This window comes from Streptomyces sp. NPDC005925 (genome assembly GCF_040638805.1).
In the GTDB taxonomy this organism is placed as follows: domain Bacteria; phylum Actinomycetota; class Actinomycetes; order Streptomycetales; family Streptomycetaceae; genus Streptomyces.
In genome coordinates this window covers 1-20434 of the sequence record NZ_JBEXVL010000041.1, presented here as the reverse complement: position 1 = coordinate 20434, position 20434 = coordinate 1, and the positions used below count along the sequence as shown (strand labels likewise).

Sequence of the window (20434 nt, the reverse complement as noted above, 5' to 3'; positions counted from 1 at the left end):
CACCGTACAACTGCCGTGCTGTCCGCCCTGCGTTACTCGCCCTGCTGCCGTTCGACCGCCGCCTTCGCCAGGCCGGCGAACAGCGGGTGCGGTCGCGTCGGGCGGGAGCGCAGCTCCGGGTGGGCCTGGGTGGCGACCAGGTAGGGGTGCACGTCGCGCGGGTACTCCACGTACTCGACGAGCTTGCCGTCCGGCGAGGTGCCCGAGAAGAGGATGCCCGCCTGCTTCTCCAGCTCGGAGCGGTAGGCGTTGTTCACCTCGTAGCGGTGCCGGTGGCGCTCCTCGACGTACTCCTTGCCGTCGTACACCTCTCGCACAATCGATCCTTCGGCCAGCTTGGCCGGGTACATGCCGAGCCGCATGGTGCCGCCCATGTCGCCCTCGCCCGCGACGATGTCGAGCTGCTCGGCCATGGTGGAGATGACCGGGTGGGCGGTGGCCGGGTCGAACTCGGTGGAGTTGGCGTCCGAGATGCCCACCAGGTTGCGGGCCGCCTCGATCACGATGCACTGCAGGCCCAGGCACAGGCCGAGCAGCGGGATCTTGTTGTCGCGGGCGAACTTGATCGCGCCGACCTTGCCGAGCACACCCCGGTCGCCGAAGCCGCCGGGGATGCAGATGCCGTCGACGTCCCGCAGCTGGGCCTCGGCTCCGGCCGGGGTCTTGCAGTCGTCCGAGGTGACCCACTTGATCTTCACGCGGGCCTTGTGGGCGAAGCCCCCGGCGCGCAGCGCCTCGATCACCGACAGGTAGGCGTCCGGAAGGTCGATGTACTTGCCGACCAGGGCGATGGTGATCTCGTGGTCGGGGTTGTGGACGCGGTCGAGCAGGTCGTCCCAGGTCGTCCAGTCCACGTCGCGGAACGGCAGGTCCAGCTTGCGGACGACGTAGGCGTCCAGCCCCTCGCCGTGCACCGTCTTGGGGATGTCGTAGATCGAGCGGGCGTCGGGGCAGGCGACCACGGCCGCCTCGTCGACGTCGCACATCAGCGAGATCTTGCGCTTGATGGCGGTGGGGACCTCACGGTCGCAGCGCAGCACGATGGCGTCCGGCTGAATACCGATGTTGCGCAGTGCCGCGACCGAGTGCTGGGTGGGCTTCGTCTTCAGCTCCCCCGAGGGTCCGATGTAGGGAAGGAGGGAGATGTGGACGACGAAGACGTTGTCCCGGCCGACCTCGTGCCGCACCTGGCGCACGGTTTCGAGGAAGGGCAGGGACTCGATGTCGCCCACCGTGCCGCCCACCTCGGTGATCACGACGTCGACCTCGTCCGTCGCCATACGGCGGATGCGGTGCTTGATCTCGTTCGTGATGTGCGGGATGACCTGCACCGTGTCACCCAGATACTCGCCGCGCCGCTCCTTGGCGATGACCGTCGAGTACACCTGTCCTGTAGTGACATTGGCGGTGCCGTCCAAGTCACGGTCGAGGAAGCGCTCGTAGTGTCCGATGTCGAGGTCCGTCTCCGCACCGTCGTTCGTGACGAACACCTCACCGTGCTGGAAGGGGTTCATCGTGCCCGGATCGACATTGAGGTACGGGTCGAGCTTCTGCATGACCACGCGTACGCCCCTGGCTTTGAGCAGCATGCCGAGGCTCGAGGCCGTCAGGCCCTTGCCGAGAGAGGAGGCGACACCCCCAGTGACGAAGATGTGCTTGGTCGTCGAAGATTTGGGCGGCATGGCCAAGAGGGGGCTCCCGTGGTCGCGGTCTGGGTTGCGGTTGCCGGGGTTTCTCGCCCACCGGTCCACGGGCTACCAGGGTATCAGCGCCGGGCACCGACGGCGTCCGGCCACGCTGCGCACACGGTTCGGCACGTACGCGTGCCATGCGACGGTTTTTCCCCTGTGGCTCACCCGTTCGCGTCGACCGCGAATTCTGGAGCTGGACACAGATCATCTTTGTGCGTCGTATCCTGCTCGGACATCGCTGCCGAGCCCGGCCGGCAAAACGGCACCACCCCCGCCCGTACGCCCCGGAACAACACAAGCTCGTCAGTTCGTTGAGTGAGAATCGTCGTTTTGCCTCACAACGGGGCGACTGCCTTGCTTCGTCGCTCAACGACGCTTTACAACGACCCCTTGACCGCATCAGCGACAGCCCCCGTGTGGGGCGACGTGGCCGTTCGACTGGAGTTGCACGTGGCCGGGCGCATCGAAGACTACGCACTCATCGGAGACATGCAGACCGCTGCCCTGGTCTGCCGGGACGGCACGGTGGACTGGCTGTGCCTGCCCCGCTTCGACTCGCACGCCATCTTCGCCGGTCTGCTGGGCACCGAGGACCACGGCTTCTGGAGACTGGGACCCGCGCACGCGCCGGACGAGGAGCCTCCCACGGCCGTCCGGCGCGGCTACCGCGGCGACTCGCTGATCCTGGAGTCCGAATGGGACACCGGCCGCGGCACGGTCCGCGTGACCGACTTCATGCCCCCGCGTGACGGCGCCCCCCAGCTGATCCGCATCGTGGAGGGCGTCTCCGGCCGGGTGAAGATGCGCTCGGCCCTGCGGATGCGGTTCTCGTACGGGCGCATCGTGCCGTGGGTGCACAAGCACGAGGGGCGCACGGTCGCCGTGGCGGGCCCGGACTCCGTGTGGTTCGACACCCCCACGGAGACCTACGGCGAGTCGCTCACGACGTACTCGGACTTCACGGTCGCGCCGGGTGACCGCATCGCGTTCACCATCTCGTGGGAGCCCTCTCACAAGCAGCCGCCTCCGCTGCCCGAGCCGGAGCAGTCGCTGGAGGCGACGGAGGACTTCTGGCGCGAGTGGGTCGACCACTGCACGTATCACGGCCCCTACCGCGAGGCCGTCGTCCGCTCGCTGATCACGTTGAAGGCGCTGACGTACGCCCCGACCGGCGGCATCGTCGCGGCGCCCACCACCTCCCTCCCGGAGGACATCGGCGGCGTGCGCAACTGGGACTACCGCTACACGTGGCTGCGCGACGCGGCGATCACCCTGTCGTCGCTGCTGCGCACCGGCTACCGCGAGGAGGCCCGCGCCTGGCGCGAGTGGCTGCTGCGGGCGGTCGCGGGAGACCCGGAGAACCTGCAGATCATGTACGGCATCGCCGGTGAGCGCGAGCTCGGCGAGGCGGAGCTCGACTGGCTGCCCGGCTACGAGAGCTCCGGACCGGTCCGGGTCGGCAACGGCGCCGCGCACCAGCTCCAGCTGGACGTGTACGGCGAGGTCACCGAGGCGCTGCACCTCGCCCACATGACAGGCCTGGCCCGCAACGACTACGCCTCGCTGCTCCAGCTGAAGCTGATCCGCTACCTGGAGAAGCACTGGCAGGAACCGGACGAGGGCATCTGGGAGGTGCGCGGTCCGCGCCGCCACTTCGTGCACTCCAAGGTGATGGCCTGGGTCGCCGTCGACCGCACCATCAAGCTGATCGAGTCCGGCGACGCCGACGGTCCGCTCGAGGACTTCAAGCAGTTGCGGGACGACATCCACCGGGACGTGTGCGAGAAGGGCTACGACAAGGAACGCAACACGTTCACGCAGTCGTACGGCTCGAGGGAACTGGACGCCTCGCTGCTGCTGATCCCGCAGATGGGCTTCCTGCCGCCCGACGACAAGCGCGTCATCGGCACCATCGAGGCGATCCAGCGGGAACTGTCCACGTCCGACGGCTTCATCCTGCGCTACCCGACCGAGGGCGAGAGCGCGGGCGTCGACGGCCTGCCCGGCGACGAGGGTGCCTTCCTGGCCTGTTCGTTCTGGATGGCCGACGACCTGGCGATGATCGGCCGCGTGGACGAGGCACGCAGGCTCTTCGAGAAGCTGCTGTCACTGCGCAACGATCTCGGTCTGCTCGCCGAGGAGTGGGACCCGCGCCTCAAGCGCCAGGTCGGCAACTTCCCCCAGGCCTTCAGCCACGTGCCACTGATCGACACCGCACTGCGGCTGACGGCGTCCGGGGCCTACGGGGGCTGAGGCGGGCGTACGCGTGCGAAACCCGGGCGGGTGGCTGAGCTGCCCGCCCGGGTTTCGCACGCCCGGGCCCGGCCGAGACGGCTGGGCCGCGCTCTCGGATGCCGGGGCGTGCCCGTGCCTGCCGTCGCATGCGCACGTGGCGCGAGGCTGTCGCCGGGTCACCTGTTCTGATCCGCGGGGGCGCGGGCCGGCTGCCGGACGCGCCGGCGGGGGCGTGGCCGGGCTCCGACGGCGCCCGGGGTGCCCGGCACGGTGGGTGTCCGGCGCTACTCCGCCGGACCGCGGCGCCGGTGATCTTCGGGCCGGCCGTGAGTGTCGTCGGGGTACGCGCGCGGGTAGCGTCCGGCACATGGAGAGCGGCAGGGACAGCGGATTCGACACCCACGGCGCCGGGATCACCGTGCGGCGGGCCCTCGACCTGCCCGGACTGCGCAGCGGGTTGCCCGAGACCGTCGCGGGCGGCGACCGGCTGGACAGGGCGGTGCGCTGGGTGCACGCGGGTGAGGTGCCCAACATCGCGTCGCTGCTGAAGGGCGGCGAACTGCTGCTGACCACGGGTTACGGGCTCGGCGCCCGCCCCGCCGAGCAGCGCGCGTTCGTGCGCACGCTGGCCGAGCGCGGCATCGCGGCCCTCGTGGTGGAGCTGGGCCCGCGTTTCACGCGGCTGCCCGCGGCGCTCGTCGACACGGCGCGGGCGACGGGGCTGCCACTGGTCCAGCTGCACCGCGAGGTGCCGTTCGTGACGGTCACGGAGGAGATCCACACCGAGATCGTCAACGGACACTACGCGCTGCTGCAACGCGCCGAGGAGGTGCACAGGCGCTGCACCGAGGCCCTGCTCGGCGGCGGCGGAGTGCCTCAGGTGCTGGGCATCCTGGCCGACTTCAGCGACAACCCCGTCTTCCTGGAGACGACGGACGGAGAACTCCTCTACGCCGCCGGGTCGGGTCCCGAGGGCGCGGAGCCGCTCCAGGTGTGGGAGGGGCTTCGGTGCCAGCACAAGGACGCGCCGCCGCCCACGGGTTCGGTGCTGGTGGACGTGCCGGGCGGCGGTCAGGGCACCGGTTCGGTGCGGGCGCGCCTGGTGCTGCTGCCGGTGCGGTCGCCGCTCGCGCCGGTGCACCGGCTGGCGGCCGAGCGGGCGGCGGGCATTCTCGCCGTGGTGCTGATGCAGGCCCGCCAGGAGGAGGAACTGGCGGCGCGCGGGCGCGGCGACTTCCTGACCGACCTCGCGGAGGGCCGTGTCCCGGCGCAGGACGCGCCGGCGCAGGCGCGGGTGCTGGGCTTCAGGCCGGGCACCGGTCCGCTGCTGCCGGTCGTGATGCGGCTCGGCGACGCACTGCACCCGGGCGGCGGCTGGGCGGTACTGGCCCGTGCGGTCGCGGAGGAGCTGGCCTCGGTGGGCGTACCGGTACTGCTGGGCGTTCGGCCTGTGGAGGGCCGGGTGCCGCTGCTGCTGGGTCTGCGGGCGGAGTCGGACCGGCCGGCGCTCGCGGACCGCGTCGCGGTGGCGCTCCGGGCCGGTGTGGAACGCGCGGGGATGCAGCGTCCGGGGGCCCGGCCGCCCGTCGTGGTCGTCGGGGTGGCAGGAGGCTGGGCGGCCGCGTCGGCGGGGCTGCGGCACGCGGCGGAGACGGCGACCGCGGCGCAGGGGCTGGCCGACCGGCCGTGGTACGACGCCCGGAGACTGGACATCGACCTGCTGCTGTGGCGGCTGCGCGACCATCCCGACCTGGCGGCGTTCGTGGACCGGGCGATCGGCCCGCTCCGCGACCACGACCACCGCGCGAAGCCGCCGCTGCTGCCGACCCTGGAGACGTACCTCGCACACGCGGGCCGCAAGGCGGAGACCGCCCGCGAACTGCATCTGAACCGGCAGACGCTCTACAACCGCCTGGCCCGGATCGGCGAACTCCTCGGCACCGACCTGGAGGACCCGCAAACCGTCCTGACCCTGAGCCTGGCCCTGCGGGCACGACGGCACGCGACGCAGCGGGCGTGAGGCGGCGGGCGTGAGGCGGCGGGCCCCGCCGTCCGGTTCGAGTTCGGGACGGGGACGGGACACACCCCGGGCCGGGGAAGGACACGGCCGACACGTGGGGGCCCGACCCGGGGCGGTCGGCGCCCGACCGTGCCCGGCCCGACGCGGGGGCGCTCGTCGGCACCCCGGCCAGGGCGAGCCGGACGGCCAGGCAGGTCAGAGCAGCGGTCCCGGCTGCGTCAGCTCGTCGTAGACGCTCAGCACCTGGGCGATCGTTTCCTCCTCGGTCGGCCAGGTGGCCGCCTGCCGGACGCCCCTGTCGCCGAGCAGTTCGCGGCGCGCGGGGTCGTCCAGCAGCCGTACGACGGCGCGGGCCAGGGCGTCCGCCCTGCCGTGCGGGACGAGTTCGGCGGCGTCGCCGACGAGTTCGCGGATGCCGCAGGAATCGGCGGCGACGAGCGGCACCCGTGCGTGCAGGGCCTCCTGCGCCAGCAGGGACCGTGGCTCCCGGCTGCCGGGCAGCAGCGCGAGGTCGGCGACGGCGAGCAGGTCGGTGATGTCGTCGCGCCGGCCCAGGAGCCGCACCGGCAGCCGCTCGCGCTCGATGCGGCTCTGGAACTCGCCGCGCAGCGGCCCCTCCCCCGCTACGGCGACGAGCGGCTCGGGGTCGAGACGGCGCCACGCGCGGGAGGCGTCCAGCAGGACGTCGTAACCCCGGTGTCCGTCGAGGGCGCCCGCGGTCACCAGTAACGGGCGGCACATGGCGCCGAGTTCGGCCCGGGCCTTCGCGCGCCGTTCCTCCGCGTCGCCGGAGTCGTCCGTCCTGTGTGGCCGGGGCAGGGCCACGGCGGCGAGCCGTGCGTCCCGGGCGCCCGTGCGGCGTGCCACGTCGACGAGGCACGAGGTGGTCCCGAGCACCACGGCGGCGGCTCTGGCGGCGCGCCGTTCCAGCAGGCGCAGCAGGTGGGCGCGGGCCCCTTCGACGTGGGCGCGGTTGTGCCAGGTGACGACGAGCGGCACGCGTTTCCCGCTGAGCGCCAGCGCCGTACGGAAGGAGGCGTGCAGTCCGTGCGCGTGCACCAGATCGGCGTCGGCGCAGGCGGCCCGCAGCGCGGCCACGGAGGCCGGGTCGCTGCTGCGGGGCACATGCACGTGGTCGGCGCCGGCGCCGGTGAAGTCGTAGGCCCGTGCGGCCTCGAAGGGTGCGCAGACGGTGACCTTCACGCCTCGGGCGACCAGCCCCGCGGACAGGGAGCGCACATGGACGCCGCTGCCGGCGTTGCCTCCGCCCAGCACCTGCACGGTGCGCAGCGGCGACCGGCCGTGCGGCGAGGGGCTGCTCACGGGCGTCACGTGGCCGGGGCTCCTGGTTCGGCGTCGGGGCGGGTCACGAAGAACGTACAGAAGGATCACGCACCGCCGGCGCACGGCGCGTTCTGCCCGTGTACCCCGTCAAGCATGCCAGCACGCACGGGTGTTCCTTGCATGCCGGGGTCATGACGACCGTCGGGTTCACTGCCCAAACCCACTCGTACGAGTGACCCAACCGCACCTCTGCCCGATCCGACCGGCTTCCGCCGACCCCGCGGACGGTCGCCGCGACCGCCCGGCGGCATACGGAACGAGCCCGGCCCGTCCGCTCCCGACCACGACGGCGGCCGGGAGCCGCACCCGGCGCGTGCGCCCGGTGCCGCCGTTCACGACGCGCTCGGCCGGGTCGGCGAGGGGTACGGCAGCGGCGGCGCCCGTCGCGGTCGCCGTCAGCTGCCCCGTGGCACCGGACCGCGCGCCGGCCCCCGGCGCCCCCGCGGCAGCCCCGGCGCCCCCGCGGGCGAGACCCCTTCGCGGGGCGACACCGTTCGCGGGACGGACGGGCACCGTTCCCAGGGCGGGCGGACACCCTTCGCGGGGCGGGCGCTAGAGGTCCGCCCGCGCCGTCGCCAGGAGTTCCTCCGCGTGGGCGCGTGCCGTCTCCGAATCCTCCTGACCGGCCAGCATCCGGGACAGTTCCCGGACGCGGTCCTCCCCTTCGAGGACCTTCACGCCGGACCGGGTGACGGAACCGTCGTCGGTCTTCTCGACGAGCAGCTGCCGGTCGGCGAAGGCCGCCACCTGCGGCAGGTGCGTCACGACGACGACCTGCGCGGTCTTCGCGAGCCGGGCGAGCCGGCGCCCGATCTCGACGGCCGCCTTGCCGCCGACTCCCGCGTCGACCTCGTCGAAGAGGTACGTCGGCACGGGGTCGGTGCCCGCGAACACCACCTCCACGGCGAGCATCACGCGCGACAGCTCACCGCCCGAGGCGCCCTTGGCGATGGGCCGCGGCGGGGCCCCGGGGTGCGGTGCGAGCAGCAACTCGACCTCGTCGGCGCCCGACGGCCCGTACGCGACCATCCGCCCGCCGACCTCGACGCCCTCGGCGTCCTCGGTCTGCCGGATGTCGAAGGACACCCGCGCGTGCGGCATGGCGAGCGACGCCAGTTCGGCGGTCACGGCGGCGGCGAACCGCTCGGCGGCGTCCGTCCGCGCGTCCGTCAGGGCCTGTGCGAGCCCGCCCAGTTCGTCGCGCAGCGTGTCCCGTTCGGCGGTCAGCCCGCCGATCCGCTCGTCGTCGCCGTCCAGTTCCGTCAGCCGCCCGGCGCCGCGCTCGGCCCAGGTCAGCACAGCGCTGACGTCCTCGCCGTACTTCCGGGTGAGCGCGGTGAGCGCGGCCCGCCGTTCCTCCACGGCGGCCAGCCGCAGCGGGTCGGCGTCCAGGTCGTCGGCGTATCCGGCGAGCTCCCCTGCGACGTCCCGCAGCAGGATGCCGACCTCGCTGATCCGGTCGGTGAGCGCGGCCAGCGCCGGGTCGTGGGACCGTACGGCGTCCAGGGCGCGCTGGGCACCCGCGACGAGCGTGCTCGCGTCGATGCCCTCGGGGTCCTCGGGGTTGCCCGCGAGCGCGGCGTGCGCGGCGGTCGCCGCCGACGCGAGGGCCTCGGCGTGCCCGAGCCGTTCCGCCTCCTCGGCGAGTTCCACGTCCTCGCCGGCGCGCGGCTCGACGGCCGCGATCTCCTCCAGCCCGTAGCGCAGCAGGTCGGCCTCCTGGGCCCGCTCGCGCGCACGCGTGGTGATCTCCTCGAGTTCGACGCAGACGGCCCGCAGCCGCTTGTAGGCCTCGGTGTACTTGGCGAGGGGCACGGCGACGGCGTCCCCGGCGTACCGGTCGAGCGCCTGCCGCTGCCGGGACAGTTTCAGCAACCCCTGCTGGTCGGTCTGCCCGTGCACGGCGACCAGGTCGCCGGCCAGCTCGGCCAGCACCCCCACGGGAACGCTGCGCCCGCCCAGGTGCGCCCGGGACCGCCCCTCGGCGGAGACGGTACGGCTGACCAGCAGCGCCCCGTCGTCGAGCTCGGCCCCGGCCTCCTCGGCCCGTACGGCGACGGCGGCGCCCGGGGGCACGGTGATCCGCCCCTCCACGACCGCCTTGCCCGCGCCGATCCGCACGAGCGCCGGGTCCGCCCGCCCACCGAGCAGCAGGCCGAGGCTGGTGACCACCATGGTCTTGCCCGCGCCCGTCTCACCGGTGACGGCGGTGAAGCCGGGCGACAGCTCGACGACAGCGTCGTCGATCACTCCGAGCGACCGTATCCGCATCTCCTCCAACACGCCCCCGACCATACGAGGTCGGCGGCGGGTGTGCGACAGCCCCCCGGCCTCCGGTGTCACCCGCACGAGTGGAGGAACGGAAAAGAGGCCCGAGGACGCGCGGGAGGCGAGCCGGGGACGCGCGGAAACCGCGTGCCGCAGCTCACCGGCCCGCGCTAGTGCGGCGCGCCCCGCCACCCGGAGACGGGCAGCGCGAACTTCGCGACCAGCCGGTCGGTGAACGACGCGTGGTGCAGCCGGGCCAGCCGCACCGGCACGGCGCCCCTCCGCACCTCCACCCGCGCCCCGGGCGGCAGCTCCACGGTCCGCCGCCCGTCGCACCACAGCACGCCCGGCGGGACGTGCGGCAGCACCTCCACGGCCAGCACCGAGTCCGGCGACGTCACCAGCGGCTTCGCGAACAGCGCGTGCGCCGAGATCGGCACCATCAGCAGCGCCTCCACCTCGGGCCACACCACGGGCCCGCCCGCGGAGAACGCGTACGCCGTCGACCCGGTCGGTGTCGCGCACACGATGCCGTCGCAGCCGAACCCGGTGACCGGCCGGCCGTCGATCTCCAGCACCACTTCCAGCATCCGCTCGGCGGACACCTTCTGCACGGCCGCCTCGTTCAGCGCCCAGTCGGTGTGCACGATGTCGCCGTTGCGGTGCACGACGACGTCGACGGTCATCCGCTCCTCGACCTCGTACGCCTTGCTCACCACCCGGTCCACGACCTTGTCCAGGTCGTCGCGCTCGGCCTCGGCGAGGAAGCCGACCCGTCCGAGGTTGACGCCGAGCATGGGCACTCCGGAGGCGCGGGCGAACTCGGCGCCGCGCAGCAGCGTGCCGTCACCGCCGAGGACTATCAGCAGCTCGCAGTCGTCCAGGCTCTGCGGGGTGGCCTCCCCGACGGTCTCCACCTGGTCCGGCAGCGGCAAATCGAGGGCTTCGGCCTCCAGCACCCGTACGCCGAGCCCGGCGCGCAGCAGCCCCTTGACCACGAGTTCCGCGCTGCGGATCGCCGCGGGCCGCCCCGTGTGGGCCAGCAGGAACACCGTACGTGCCCGGTTCCCCGCCCGGCTCTCTGTCCGGTTCTGTGTCAACTCGGCCCCTCCGCCACTGCACGGTCAACGTCGGCCGGGTCCAGTTCCGGAGCCCCGGCCCGCAGCCACAGAAAGTATTCGACATTGCCCGAGGGTCCGGGCAGCGGACTGGCGGTGACTCCGCACACGCCCAGTCCCAGTTCCCGGGCGCGCGCGGCGACCCCGCGCACGGCCTCGGCGCGCAGCTCCGGGCTGCGGACGACGCCACCGCTGCCGAGCCGCTCCCTGCCCACCTCGAACTGCGGCTTGACCATCATCACCAGGTCCGCGTCCGGCCCCACGCACCGCGCGAGGGCCGGCAGCACCAGGCCGAGCGGGATGAAGGACAGGTCCCCGACGACAAGATCCACCGGTTCCCCGTCGATCGCCTCGGGCGTCAGTTCGCGTACGTTCGTACGGTCCTTGACGGTGACGCGTTCATCGCTCTGCAGGGACCAGGCGAGTTGTCCGTAACCGACGTCGACGGCGACGACGTGCCGGGCGCCCGCCCGCAGCAGCACGTCGGTGAAGCCGCCGGTGGAGGCGCCGGCGTCCAGGGCTCGGCGGCCCTCGACGACCAGCCCCCGCGGCACGAACGCGGTGAGCGCGCCGGCGAGCTTGTGCCCGCCCCGGGAGACGTAGTCGGGATCACTGTCGTCCTGCGCGACGACGATCGCGGCGGCGGTCTCCACCTGCGTGGCCGGTTTGGTCGCGACGTTCCTGCCGACGGTGACGCGGCCGGCCGCGATCAGCTGACTCGCGTGCTCCCGCGAGCGCGCCAGCTTCCGGCGGACCAGCTCCGCGTCCAGACGGCGGCGTGCGACTCCTGCCACGGTTGGTTCAGCTCCCCTGTCGGTACGGCGATGGGGGCGCCGGAGGTCCCGGGCGGGCGTCCAGCGCGGTGAGCGCGTCACGCAGCCCCCGGTGTACATCCTCGTACACCTCCAGGTGGCCGTCGGTGGCGAGGTGGTCGGCGTCGGCAAGCCGCTCCAGCAGGGCGTCCACGTCGGCGTGGCCGGTGGGGGTGCGGGGGACGTGCAGGGGGGCGGGGGCGGCGGGGTCCTGCTCGGCCGCGGGCGCCGTCCGCGCGGCCCCGCCCGGCACCTGCGCGGCACCGGTCACCGCCTGCCCGGCCTCGGCCTTCGCCTGCCCGGCCGGCACCTGCTCGGTGGCCGCGTCCTCCGCCGGGGTCCCGGCCCCGGGCACACAGTCGTTCATGGTCCGACGCTACCCCGAAGCCCTGGGGTAGCGTCGGTCGTGATGGCGACGACCGAGGAATGCCGCACCGCACTCGAGAAGCTTTCGGACGCCATGGCGGACGCCGAGGGCGACGTACGCGCCGCGGCAGCCCTGGACCGGTCGGTGAGCTGCTGGATCACCGACCTCGACGTCACCTTCGTCGGCCGGATGACCGGCGGCCGGATCGAGGTGCGCGACACGCTGCGGGGGCCGCCGCCGGAGCGCGCGCAGATCCGGCTCACCCTGGCGGGCGACGACCTGGTCGCACTGGTCTACGGCGAACTCGACTTCGCGCGGGCCTGGGGCTCGGGCCGGGTGAAGCTGGCGGCGGGCCTCAGGGACCTGCTGCGCCTCAGGAAGCTCTTGTAGCGACGGTCGCGGCCGGGCCGGCGGCGGTGGCGGCCGCCTTCCGAGGGCCACCCGGCCGGTCCGCGGCCCGTGCCGCGCGTGCGGCGGGCACCACCAGCGGCGTCCCCGTCTCCGGGTCGGCGATGACCTGGCAGCGCAGCCCGAACACCTCCTCGACCAGCTCGGCCGTGACGACGTCGTTCGGCGCGCCCCGGGCGACGACCCGCCCGTCGCGCAGTGCGACGAGGTGGGTGGCGTACCGGGCGGCGTGATTGAGGTCGTGCAGCACGGCGACCAGGGTGCGGCCCTGCTCCTCGTGCAGCTCGGCGCACAGGTCGAGGACGTCGATCTGGTGCTGGATGTCCAGGTACGTCGTCGGCTCGTCCAGCAGCAGCAGCGGCGTCTGCTGGGCGAGCGCCATGGCGATCCACACGCGCTGACGCTGACCGCCGGACAGCTCGTCCACGTACCGGTCGGCGAGCTCGGCGACACCGGTCTGCGCCATCGACTCCCGCACGACGCGCTCGTCCTCGGTGGACCACTGGCGCAGCAGGCCCTGGTGCGGGTAGCGACCCCGGCCGACGAGGTCGGCGACGGTGATGCCGTCGGGCGCGATCGAGGACTGCGGCAGCAGACCGAGGGTCCGGGCCACCTTCTTGGCGGGCAGCGCTTGGATGACCTGGCCGTCGAGCAGCACTCGGCCCTCGCTGGGCCTCAGCATCCGCGACAGCGCACGCAGCAGTGTGGACTTGCCGCAGGCGTTGGGGCCGACGATCACCGTGAAGGAGTTGTCGGGTATCTCCACCGACAACTGCTCGACGATGACGCGCTGGTCGTAGGCGAGGGTGACGTTCTCGGCGGACAGGCGGTTCACGGTGCTCCTTCGTTTGCTCGGCCCGCGGCGGGTGGTGCCTCCGGCGGTGCGGCCGACGCCGCTTTCGGCAGTGCCTCCGGCGGTGCGGCCGACGGCGCCGACGGCGCCGCGTCCCGCGCTGCTTACGGCGTTCACGTCCGGCTTCGGGCGCTGCCTACGGCCTTCAGTCCGCCCCCCGGCGCTGCTTCCGGCGTTCATATCCGTCCGGCTCTGCGCTCGGTGACCAGCAGCCAGAGCAGGTAGAGCCCGCCGAGGACGCCGGTGACCACACCCACGGGCAGCTGGTCGGCGCCGAAGGCGCGCTGCGAGGCGAGGTCCGCGGTGACGAGGAGGGCTGCGCCCATGCACATCGCGGGCAGCAGGTTCGGACCGGGCGAACGGGTCAGCCGCCGGGCCAGCTGCGGCGCGGTCAGCGCGACGAAGGCGACGGGCCCCGCGGCGGCGGTCGCGGACGCGGTGAGCAGCACCGCGGCCACCATCAGCAGGGCCCGCACCCGCTCGACCCGCACACCGAGGGCGTACGAGATGTCGTCGCCCATCTCCGTCATCCGCAGCCCTCGCGCGTTGGCGAGGACGAGCGGCACGAGGACGGCGCACAGCGCGAGCAGTGGCCAGACCTGTTCCCAGCCTCGGCCGTTGAGCGAGCCGGTCATCCAGACGACGGCCCTGACCGCGTCCACCAGGTCGGCCTTGGTGAGCAGATAGCCGTTGACCGCGGTGACGATCGCGGACACGCCGATGCCGACCAGGACCAGTCGGTAACCGTGCACGCCCTGCTTCCAGGCGAGCAGATAGATGGCGAAGCCGGTCGCCAGACCGCCCAGAAGCGCGCCGAGAGTGACCTCGGCGGCGCTGCCGGAGAACAGCACGATCACCACGAGGGCGCCGGCCGTGGCGCCCTGGCCGAGACCGAGGACGTCCGGACTGCCCAGCGGATTGCGGGAGATCGACTGGAACAGCGCGCCGCCGAGCCCGAGCGAGGCGCCGACCAGAAGCCCCACGAGGACCCGCGGCAGCCGCAGCGCGTTCACGACGAGTTCCTGGCCCGCGTCGCCCTGACCGGCGAGCGTCCGCAGCACATCGGCGGCACCGATCGGGTAGTCGCCGGTACCGATCAGGACGACGCCCGCGGCGAGCGCGGCCACCAGCAGCAGGCCCGCGGCGGTCAGGGCACGCACGTCGACCCGGACCGACAGCCCGCCCGGGGTACGCACCACACGACGGGTCCTGGTCCCGGCCGCGCCGGCGCCCGGGGTCTCGCTCTCGGTCCTGCTCTCGGTCTTCACAGCTGAGCCGTCCTCCGCCGTCGTACCAGAAGGATGAAGACCGGCCCGCCGAGGATCGCGGTCACGATGCCGACCTGGAGTTCCGCGGGCCGGGCGGCGATCCGGCCGAGGACGTCCGCGCCCAGCAGCAGCACGGGCGACAGAATCGCGGCGTACGGCAGGATCCAGCGCAGGTCGGGTCCGGTGAAGGAGCGGACCACGTGCGGCACCATCAGCCCCACGAACACGATCGGCCCGCACGCCGCCGTCGCCGCCCCGCACAGCACGGTCGCGGCCAGCATGGACAGTGCCCGGGTGCGGTTGAGGTCGGCGCCGAGCGCCCTGGCGGTGTCATCGCCCATGGCCATGGCGTTGAGCGGCCGGGCCAGGGCGAGCGCGAGGACGGTGCCGGCCGCGATGAACGGCAGCACCTGCCCGATGGTCGAATCGGTCGCGGACGACAGCGAACCCACGGTCCAGAAGCGCATCCTGCCGAGCGCCGCACTGTCCATGATCATCACGGCCTGCAGATAGCCGTACAGGGCGGCGCTGATCGCCGTACCGGCGAGCGCGAGCCGCACCGGCGTGGCACCGCGGCTGCCTCCCAGGAACCACACCAGGGCACCCACGCCGGCAGCCCCCAGGAAGGCGAACCACACATAACCGCTCAGGTCGGTGATGCCGAAGTACGTCATGGCCGTGACCACCGCGGCCGAGGCGCCGGCGTTGATGCCGAGCAGCCCCGGGTCTGCCAGCGGGTTGCGGGTGAGTGCCTGAAGCACGGCGCCCGCGAGGCCGAGCGCGGCACCGGCGAGCAGGCCGAGGATCGTACGCGCCAGCCGCTCGTCCACGACGACGTCGCCGTACGTGCCCGAACTGTCGAACAGTCCGTGCCAGACCTGCTCCAGGGGCAGCTCCTTCGCACCGACCGCGAGGCTCGCCACCACGACGACCAGCAGGATCAGGACGGAAACGAGCAACCCGAAGGAACGAATCGCCCGGCGGGCCGGAGACGCGGGGGCGGCCACCGCGCGCTGCCCGGGAGGGCTTTCGGCAGGACTGTCGACCAACACGCAGTTAGGTTAGCCTACCCTCGCAAGTGGGCCATTGGCGGTGTCCGCCCGGAGCCCGAACCCCGTCTCCGAAAATCTGAATCCCTGAGCGGTCTTCGACCCGCGCACCCGGGCCGCCGCCCCCGCCCGCCACCTCGTGTCGCGGCAATCCCGGTCCGACCCGCCGACCCGCCCACCGCGGCCGTCACCACCCACCTCAGCCGCACCGGCAAGAGACGACCCAGCTCAGCCGCACCGGCAAGGGGCGCTGCGGCGCCCCGTCCGCGCCCCGCCCCCTGCCTGACGCCCCCTCACATCCCCAGCCGTGCCAGCGCCTTGTCCGCGTCGAACCCACACGTCCCGTCCCCGGCCGCCGTCCAGGCCGCCGCGCACAACGCGCGCAGCCCGTCGAGCGCGGCGCCGTCGCCGCCCAGTTCCAGCCGCTCGGCATCGGCCCGCGCCGTCCAGCCCCCGCACCGGAAGCCGCCGTCGCCGTCGCACACCTCCGGCTGCCCGGTGAGCAGCCCTCGCAGATCGGCGGCCACGTACGTCGGCCGGTGCTGTGGCGGCGCCGCCAGCAACTGCGCTCCGTCCGTCACGCCGGTCAGCACGAGCAGCGAGTCGACCTCGCCGTTGAACGCGCCCTCGATGTCCGTGTCCAGCCGGTCCCCGACCACCAGCGGCCGCTTCGCCCCCGTACGCAGGACGGTCTCCCGGTGCATCGGAGGCAGCGGCTTGCCCGCGACCTGCGGCTCGGCACCGGTGGCGATCCGGACGACCTCCACCGCGGCGCCGTTGCCCGGCGCGATGCCCCGCGCGCCCGGGATCGTCAGGTCGGTGTTGGACGCGAACCACGGCACTCCGCGCGCGACGGCGTAAGAGGCCTCCGCGAACCGCCCCCACGGCAGCTCCGGGCCGCCGAACCCCTGCACCACGGCCGCCGGATCGTCGTCCGCGGACTCCACGGGCTCCAGACCGCGCTCCCGCAACGCCACCCTCAGTCCCTCACCGCCGATCACCAGCACGCGCGCGCCCGCGGGCACCTGCTCGGCGATCAGCCGGGCCACCGCCTGCGCCGACGTGATGACGTCGTCCGCGCCGGTCGGTATGCCCAGCTCCGTGAGGTGAGCGGCGACCGCGTCCGGAGTCCGCAGCGCGTTGTTGGTCACGTACGCCAGATGCATGCCGCCCCTACGCGCCGTCCCGAGCGACTCGACCGCGTGCGCGATCGCGCTGCCCCCCGCGTACACGACCCCGTCCAGGTCGAGCAGCGCCGTGTCGTACGCCTCGCTCAGGGCCTGCCCACTGGCTTCGGGCCTCGTCCTGACGCTCTGGCTCATCCCGCATCGCTCCTCGCTCGCTCGCCTTTCCACCGATCATCCCGCACGCCACTGACACACGTACGATGCCGGGATGAACACAGCAGGTCACTCGGAAGCAAGGACGCGCCGAGGCCTGGAACTCACCCCGTTCCGAGGCCTGCGCTACGACCCCGACCGGGTCGGCAGTCTCGCCGCCGTGACGTCCCCGCCGTACGACGTCGTCGTACGACCCGACGGACTGCACCACCTGCAGTGCGCCGACCCGCACAACATCGTCCGTCTGATCCTCCCGCAGGCCACCGCACCCGACGCCCGCAACGAACAGGCTGCGGACACCCTGCACCGCTGGCGCTCCGAAGGCGTCCTCACCACGGACCCCGAACCCTGCCTGTACGTCTACGAGCAGACCGACGGCGGCGGCCTGATCCAGCGCGGCATCATCGGCACCCTGCGCGTGACGGACCCTGCGGACGAAGTGGTCCTGCCGCACGAGGACGTCATGCCGCACATCGTCGCCGACCGCGCCGACCTGATGCGCGCCACCTCGGCGAACCTGGAACCGCTGCTCCTCACGTACCGAGGCGAGGACGCCGTCTCCGCCACGGCCCACCTCATCGAACGCACAGCGGCCCGGCCGCCCCTGCTCGCCACGACCACCGAGGACGGCTACCACCACCGCCTCTGGGCGCTCACCGACCCGGCGGACATAACGAAGATCCAGTCCGAGCTGGCCCGCCACCAGGCCCTCATCGCCGACGGCCACCACCGCTGGGCCACCTACCGCCGGCTGCGCGCCGAGCACCCCTCCCCCAGCCCCTGGGACCACGGCCTGGTCCTGCTGGTCGACACGGCCCGCTATCCGCTGCGCGTCCGCGCCATCCACCGACTCCTGCACGGTCTGCCGGTCGCGGACGCGCTGGCCGCCCTGGACGGCCGGTTCCGGGTACGCCGCCTGGACGTGCCGCTGCCCGACGCGATGACGGCCCTGGCCGACGCGGTCGAGACCGGCAACGCGTTCCTGCTGGCGGGCGACGGCGCCTTCCACCTCGTGGACCGCCCCGACCCGGACCTGCTGGCCCGAACGGTCCCCACGGACCGCCCGCCGGCCTGGCGCACCCTGGACGCGACGGTTCTGCACGCCACGCTCCTCGCCCATGTCTGGCGCGTCCCCGAGGACTCCCCGGCCCACATCGCCTACATCCACGACGCGGCCGCCACGGTCCGCAAGGCGGAACGCGACGACGGTACGGCCGTTCTCCTGCACCCGGTCCGCGAGGACGTCGTCCGCGACCTGGCCCGCCAGGGCGCGATGATGCCCCGCAAGTCAACCTCCTTCGGCCCGAAACCGGCCTCGGGCCTGGTACTCCGGCCACTGGAGGCCTGACCAGCACGAAGGGGCGGGAATCCCACCGGATTCCCGCCCCTGTCACCCGTACCGACCGTCAGTCGTCGTCCCCGCGCCGCACGACGCCGTCGTCCTGACCACCGTCGTCCTCGACACCGTCGATCTCGACACCGTCGATCTCGTGCCCGTCCTCGTCCTCGTTCCCGTCCTCGTCCTTGTCCTCGTCGAGGGCGTCGACGAACTCCACGCCGTCGAGCTCGGCGAGCCGGTCCGAGGCGTCCGTGCTGCCGTCCCGGTCGGACTCCACGGCCTTCGCGAACCACTCCCGAGCCTCGTCCTTGCGCCCCGCGGCGAGCAGCGCGTCCGCATACGCGTATCGCAGTCGCGCCGTCCACGGCTGCACGGAGTGGGAGGCCAGCTCCGGGCTCTGCAGCGTCACGATCGCCGCGTCGAGCTGCCCCATGTCCCGCCGGGCACCGGCAGCGACGAGCCGCATCTCAACCTGCCCGGCCTTGTCGAGCTTGTGCACTTCGGGCGCCCCGGCCATGTCCAGCGTCTTCTCGGGCCGGCCGAGACCGCGCTCGCAGTCGGCCATGACGGGCCACAGCTCCACGCCGCCCGTCATCCGCCGCGCCGCCCGGAACTCGGCAAGCGCCTCGCTGTACTTCTGGCTCGCGTACGCCGCGAACCCGGCCGCCTCCCTTACGGCGGCAACCCGCGACGCCAGCCGCAGAGCGACCCGGGAGTAACCGTAGGCGCCCTCGGGGTCCTCGTCGATGAGCCGCGCGACCATCACCAGGTTCTTGGCGACGTCCTCGGCGAGCGTCTTCGGCAGGCTCTGCAGCTCCTGCCGCACATCCTTGTCGATCTCGTCGCCGGTCACGTCCTCAGGAATCGGCAGCCGCTTGATCGGCTCCCGGTCCCGGTCCCGCTCATCACGGAACCGGCCGCCACCACGCCGGTCGTCCCTACGGTCGTCACGCCGGTCGTCCCGACCCCGGAACCCACCGGGGCGCCCACCGCGGTCGTCCCGACGCGGCCCACTGCCGCCCCGGTCGTCCCGCCCGCGGAACCCCCCACGCTCACCCCGGTCGTCATCCCGCCGGAAGCCACCCCGAGGCCCACGATCGTCACCCCGACGCTCGTCGGGCCGCCGGTCCTCCACCCGCCGGTCATCACGCCGGAAATCCCGCCTACCGTCACGCCGGTCATCACGGCGGTCGTCACGCCGGTCATCACGGCGGTCGTCACGGCGGTCGTCACGGCGATCATCGCGCCGGAAGCCACCACGGTCGTCACGCCGAAAACCACGGTCCCGGTCGTCGCGGCGCTCTTCCGTACGCCTGTCGTCGCGCCGCTCGTCCGTACGCCTCTCGTCGCGGCGATCATCCCGTCGGAAACCACCACGGCCATCCGTACGACGATCACCCTGCCGGAAACCACCACGATCATCCGTACGACGGTCGTCACGCCGGAAGCCACCACGGTCGTCACGTCGCTCGTCACGCCGGAAGCCGCCACCACGAGGTCCGCGATCGTCGCCACGCCGGTCATCCACCCGGCGGTCGTCACGGCGACCGTAACTTCCTCCGCCCCCGCCACGGTTGTCTTCCCGACGGAAGGTGGGACGGTCACTCCGCGCACCACGGTCGTCCCGTCGATCGTCCCGCCTGTCATCCCGGCGGTCGTCACGCCGGTCATCGCGCCGGAAGCCGCCACCGCGGGGCCCGCGATCGTCGCTCCGCGGACCACGGTCCCGGTCGTCGCGCCGGCCGAAGCTGCCACCTCGGTTGTCGTCCCGACGGAAGGTGGGACGATCACCCCGGTCGACGCCACGGCGCTCGTCACTACGCCGGTCGTCACCGCGACGATCATCACGGCGGTCATCTCGGCGGTCGTCTCGGCGGAATCCCGCACGGTCGCCCTCACGACGGCCACCGTAGCCACCACGTGCTGCACCACGATCGTTGCTGTCACGACGGTCGCTGTCGCGGCGAGGGCCGCCACGGTCTCCACGGTCTCCGCGCTGACCACCACGGTCATGACGGTCGCCGCGATCACCACTGTCCCGGCGCCGCTGGTCGCGCTCCGGTCGGTCGTCGGGAGAGTTGGTGGACATGGTGACTCCTGTCATCGGTACCGCAAGTCGTTCTCGCGCAGCCGGGTACCCGCCGCGCTTCGGAATGTATTTGTCTAGAAACAGAAAAAGGACCCCTGGTCCCAGCTGTACGCTGGTGACCAGGGGTCCTTCCAAAGATTGTTCGGCGGTGTCCTACTCTCCCACAGGGTCCCCCCTGCAGTACCATCGGCGCTGTAAGGCTTAGCTTCCGGGTTCGGAATGTAACCGGGCGT

16 protein-coding genes and 1 rRNA gene are annotated in these 20434 nt (G+C 72.9%); 4 read left to right on the top strand and 13 right to left on the bottom strand.

Annotation, left to right across the window (positions count from 1 at the left end; all coding sequences use genetic code 11):
- Positions 1 to 32: 32 nt before the first annotated feature.
- On the bottom strand, positions 33 to 1682 hold the full coding sequence (locus tag ABZ354_RS27385) for a CTP synthase (RefSeq protein WP_358661169.1): 1650 nt from the start codon (positions 1680 to 1682) through the stop codon (positions 33 to 35).
- 459 nt (positions 1683 to 2141) lie between these two features.
- Here ABZ354_RS27385 and ABZ354_RS27380 point away from each other — a divergent pair, with 459 nt between their 5' ends.
- Both ABZ354_RS27380 and ABZ354_RS27375 read left to right on the top strand, forming a co-directional pair.
- Positions 2142 to 3944: a glycoside hydrolase family 15 protein gene (locus ABZ354_RS27380; RefSeq protein ID WP_358661206.1), complete on the top strand. Its 1803-nt coding sequence runs from the start codon at positions 2142 to 2144 to the stop codon at positions 3942 to 3944.
- 349 nt (positions 3945 to 4293) lie between these two features.
- On the top strand, positions 4294 to 5946 hold the full coding sequence (locus ABZ354_RS27375; RefSeq protein WP_358661167.1) for a PucR family transcriptional regulator: 1653 nt from the start codon (positions 4294 to 4296) through the stop codon (positions 5944 to 5946).
- Positions 5947 to 6141: 195 nt separating this feature from the next.
- Here ABZ354_RS27375 and ABZ354_RS27370 read toward each other — a convergent pair whose 3' ends face one another.
- The 5 genes from ABZ354_RS27370 to ABZ354_RS27350 form a co-directional block, all read right to left on the bottom strand.
- Positions 6142 to 7278 carry a glycosyltransferase family 4 protein gene (locus ABZ354_RS27370; protein ID WP_358661165.1) on the bottom strand — a complete coding sequence of 379 codons (1137 nt, stop codon included), beginning with the start codon at positions 7276 to 7278 and terminating at the stop codon, positions 6142 to 6144.
- Between the two features lie 564 nt (positions 7279 to 7842).
- Positions 7843 to 9585 carry a DNA repair protein RecN gene (recN, locus tag ABZ354_RS27365; RefSeq protein WP_358661204.1) on the bottom strand — a complete coding sequence of 581 codons (1743 nt, stop codon included), beginning with the start codon at positions 9583 to 9585 and terminating at the stop codon, positions 7843 to 7845.
- Positions 9586 to 9728: 143 nt separating this feature from the next.
- On the bottom strand, positions 9729 to 10658 hold the full coding sequence (locus ABZ354_RS27360) for an NAD kinase (protein WP_358661163.1): 930 nt from the start codon (positions 10656 to 10658) through the stop codon (positions 9729 to 9731).
- Positions 10655 to 11470 (bottom strand): TlyA family RNA methyltransferase, encoded by an 816-nt coding sequence (locus tag ABZ354_RS27355; protein WP_358661161.1) that lies wholly within the window; start codon positions 11468 to 11470, stop codon positions 10655 to 10657. Before ABZ354_RS27355 ends, ABZ354_RS27360 begins: the two co-directional genes overlap by 4 nt.
- A 7-nt stretch (positions 11471 to 11477) precedes the next feature.
- The gene (locus tag ABZ354_RS27350; protein WP_358661202.1) at positions 11478 to 11798 is read right to left on the bottom strand and encodes a hypothetical protein; all 321 of its coding nucleotides are present in this window, start codon (positions 11796 to 11798) and stop codon (positions 11478 to 11480) included.
- 99 nt (positions 11799 to 11897) lie between these two features.
- On the opposite strand from ABZ354_RS27350, the gene ABZ354_RS27345 reads away from it, so the two are divergent.
- Positions 11898 to 12245, top strand: a complete 348-nt coding sequence (locus ABZ354_RS27345; RefSeq protein ID WP_358661159.1) for a sterol-binding protein — start codon at positions 11898 to 11900, stop codon at positions 12243 to 12245.
- Here ABZ354_RS27345 and ABZ354_RS27340 read toward each other — a convergent pair.
- The 4 genes from ABZ354_RS27340 to ABZ354_RS27325 all read right to left on the bottom strand — a co-directional run bounded on the left by ABZ354_RS27340 (position 12229) and on the right by ABZ354_RS27325 (position 16755).
- Positions 12229 to 13098, bottom strand: a complete 870-nt coding sequence (locus ABZ354_RS27340; RefSeq protein ID WP_358661157.1) for an ABC transporter ATP-binding protein — start codon at positions 13096 to 13098, stop codon at positions 12229 to 12231. The genes ABZ354_RS27345 and ABZ354_RS27340 overlap by 17 nt on opposite strands.
- Before the next feature lie 194 nt (positions 13099 to 13292).
- The gene (locus ABZ354_RS27335; RefSeq protein ID WP_358661155.1) at positions 13293 to 14384 is read right to left on the bottom strand and encodes an iron chelate uptake ABC transporter family permease subunit; all 1092 of its coding nucleotides are present in this window, start codon (positions 14382 to 14384) and stop codon (positions 13293 to 13295) included.
- Positions 14381 to 15436, bottom strand: coding sequence for an iron chelate uptake ABC transporter family permease subunit (locus ABZ354_RS27330; RefSeq protein ID WP_358661154.1), 1056 nt, complete (start codon positions 15434 to 15436; stop codon positions 14381 to 14383). The genes ABZ354_RS27335 and ABZ354_RS27330 overlap by 4 nt, the downstream gene beginning before the upstream one ends.
- Positions 15437 to 15726: 290 nt before the next feature.
- Positions 15727 to 16755, bottom strand: a complete 1029-nt coding sequence (locus tag ABZ354_RS27325; RefSeq protein WP_358661152.1) for an HAD hydrolase-like protein — start codon at positions 16753 to 16755, stop codon at positions 15727 to 15729.
- A gap of 73 nt (positions 16756 to 16828) precedes the next feature.
- On the opposite strand from ABZ354_RS27325, the gene ABZ354_RS27320 reads away from it, so the two are divergent.
- Positions 16829 to 18121 carry a DUF1015 domain-containing protein gene (locus ABZ354_RS27320; protein WP_358661150.1) on the top strand — a complete coding sequence of 431 codons (1293 nt, stop codon included), beginning with the start codon at positions 16829 to 16831 and terminating at the stop codon, positions 18119 to 18121.
- Positions 18122 to 18179: 58 nt separating this feature from the next.
- On the opposite strand, the gene ABZ354_RS27315 is transcribed toward ABZ354_RS27320, so the two are convergent.
- From ABZ354_RS27315 to rrf, 3 genes are all read right to left on the bottom strand, one after another.
- The gene (locus tag ABZ354_RS27315; RefSeq protein ID WP_358661200.1) at positions 18180 to 18983 is read right to left on the bottom strand and encodes a tetratricopeptide repeat protein; all 804 of its coding nucleotides are present in this window, start codon (positions 18981 to 18983) and stop codon (positions 18180 to 18182) included.
- Positions 18962 to 20089 carry a hypothetical protein gene (locus ABZ354_RS27310; RefSeq protein ID WP_358661148.1) on the bottom strand — a complete coding sequence of 376 codons (1128 nt, stop codon included), beginning with the start codon at positions 20087 to 20089 and terminating at the stop codon, positions 18962 to 18964. Before ABZ354_RS27310 ends, ABZ354_RS27315 begins: the two co-directional genes overlap by 22 nt.
- Before the next feature lie 252 nt (positions 20090 to 20341).
- Positions 20342 to 20434, bottom strand: a 5S ribosomal RNA gene (rrf, locus tag ABZ354_RS27305); the annotation flags it as partial.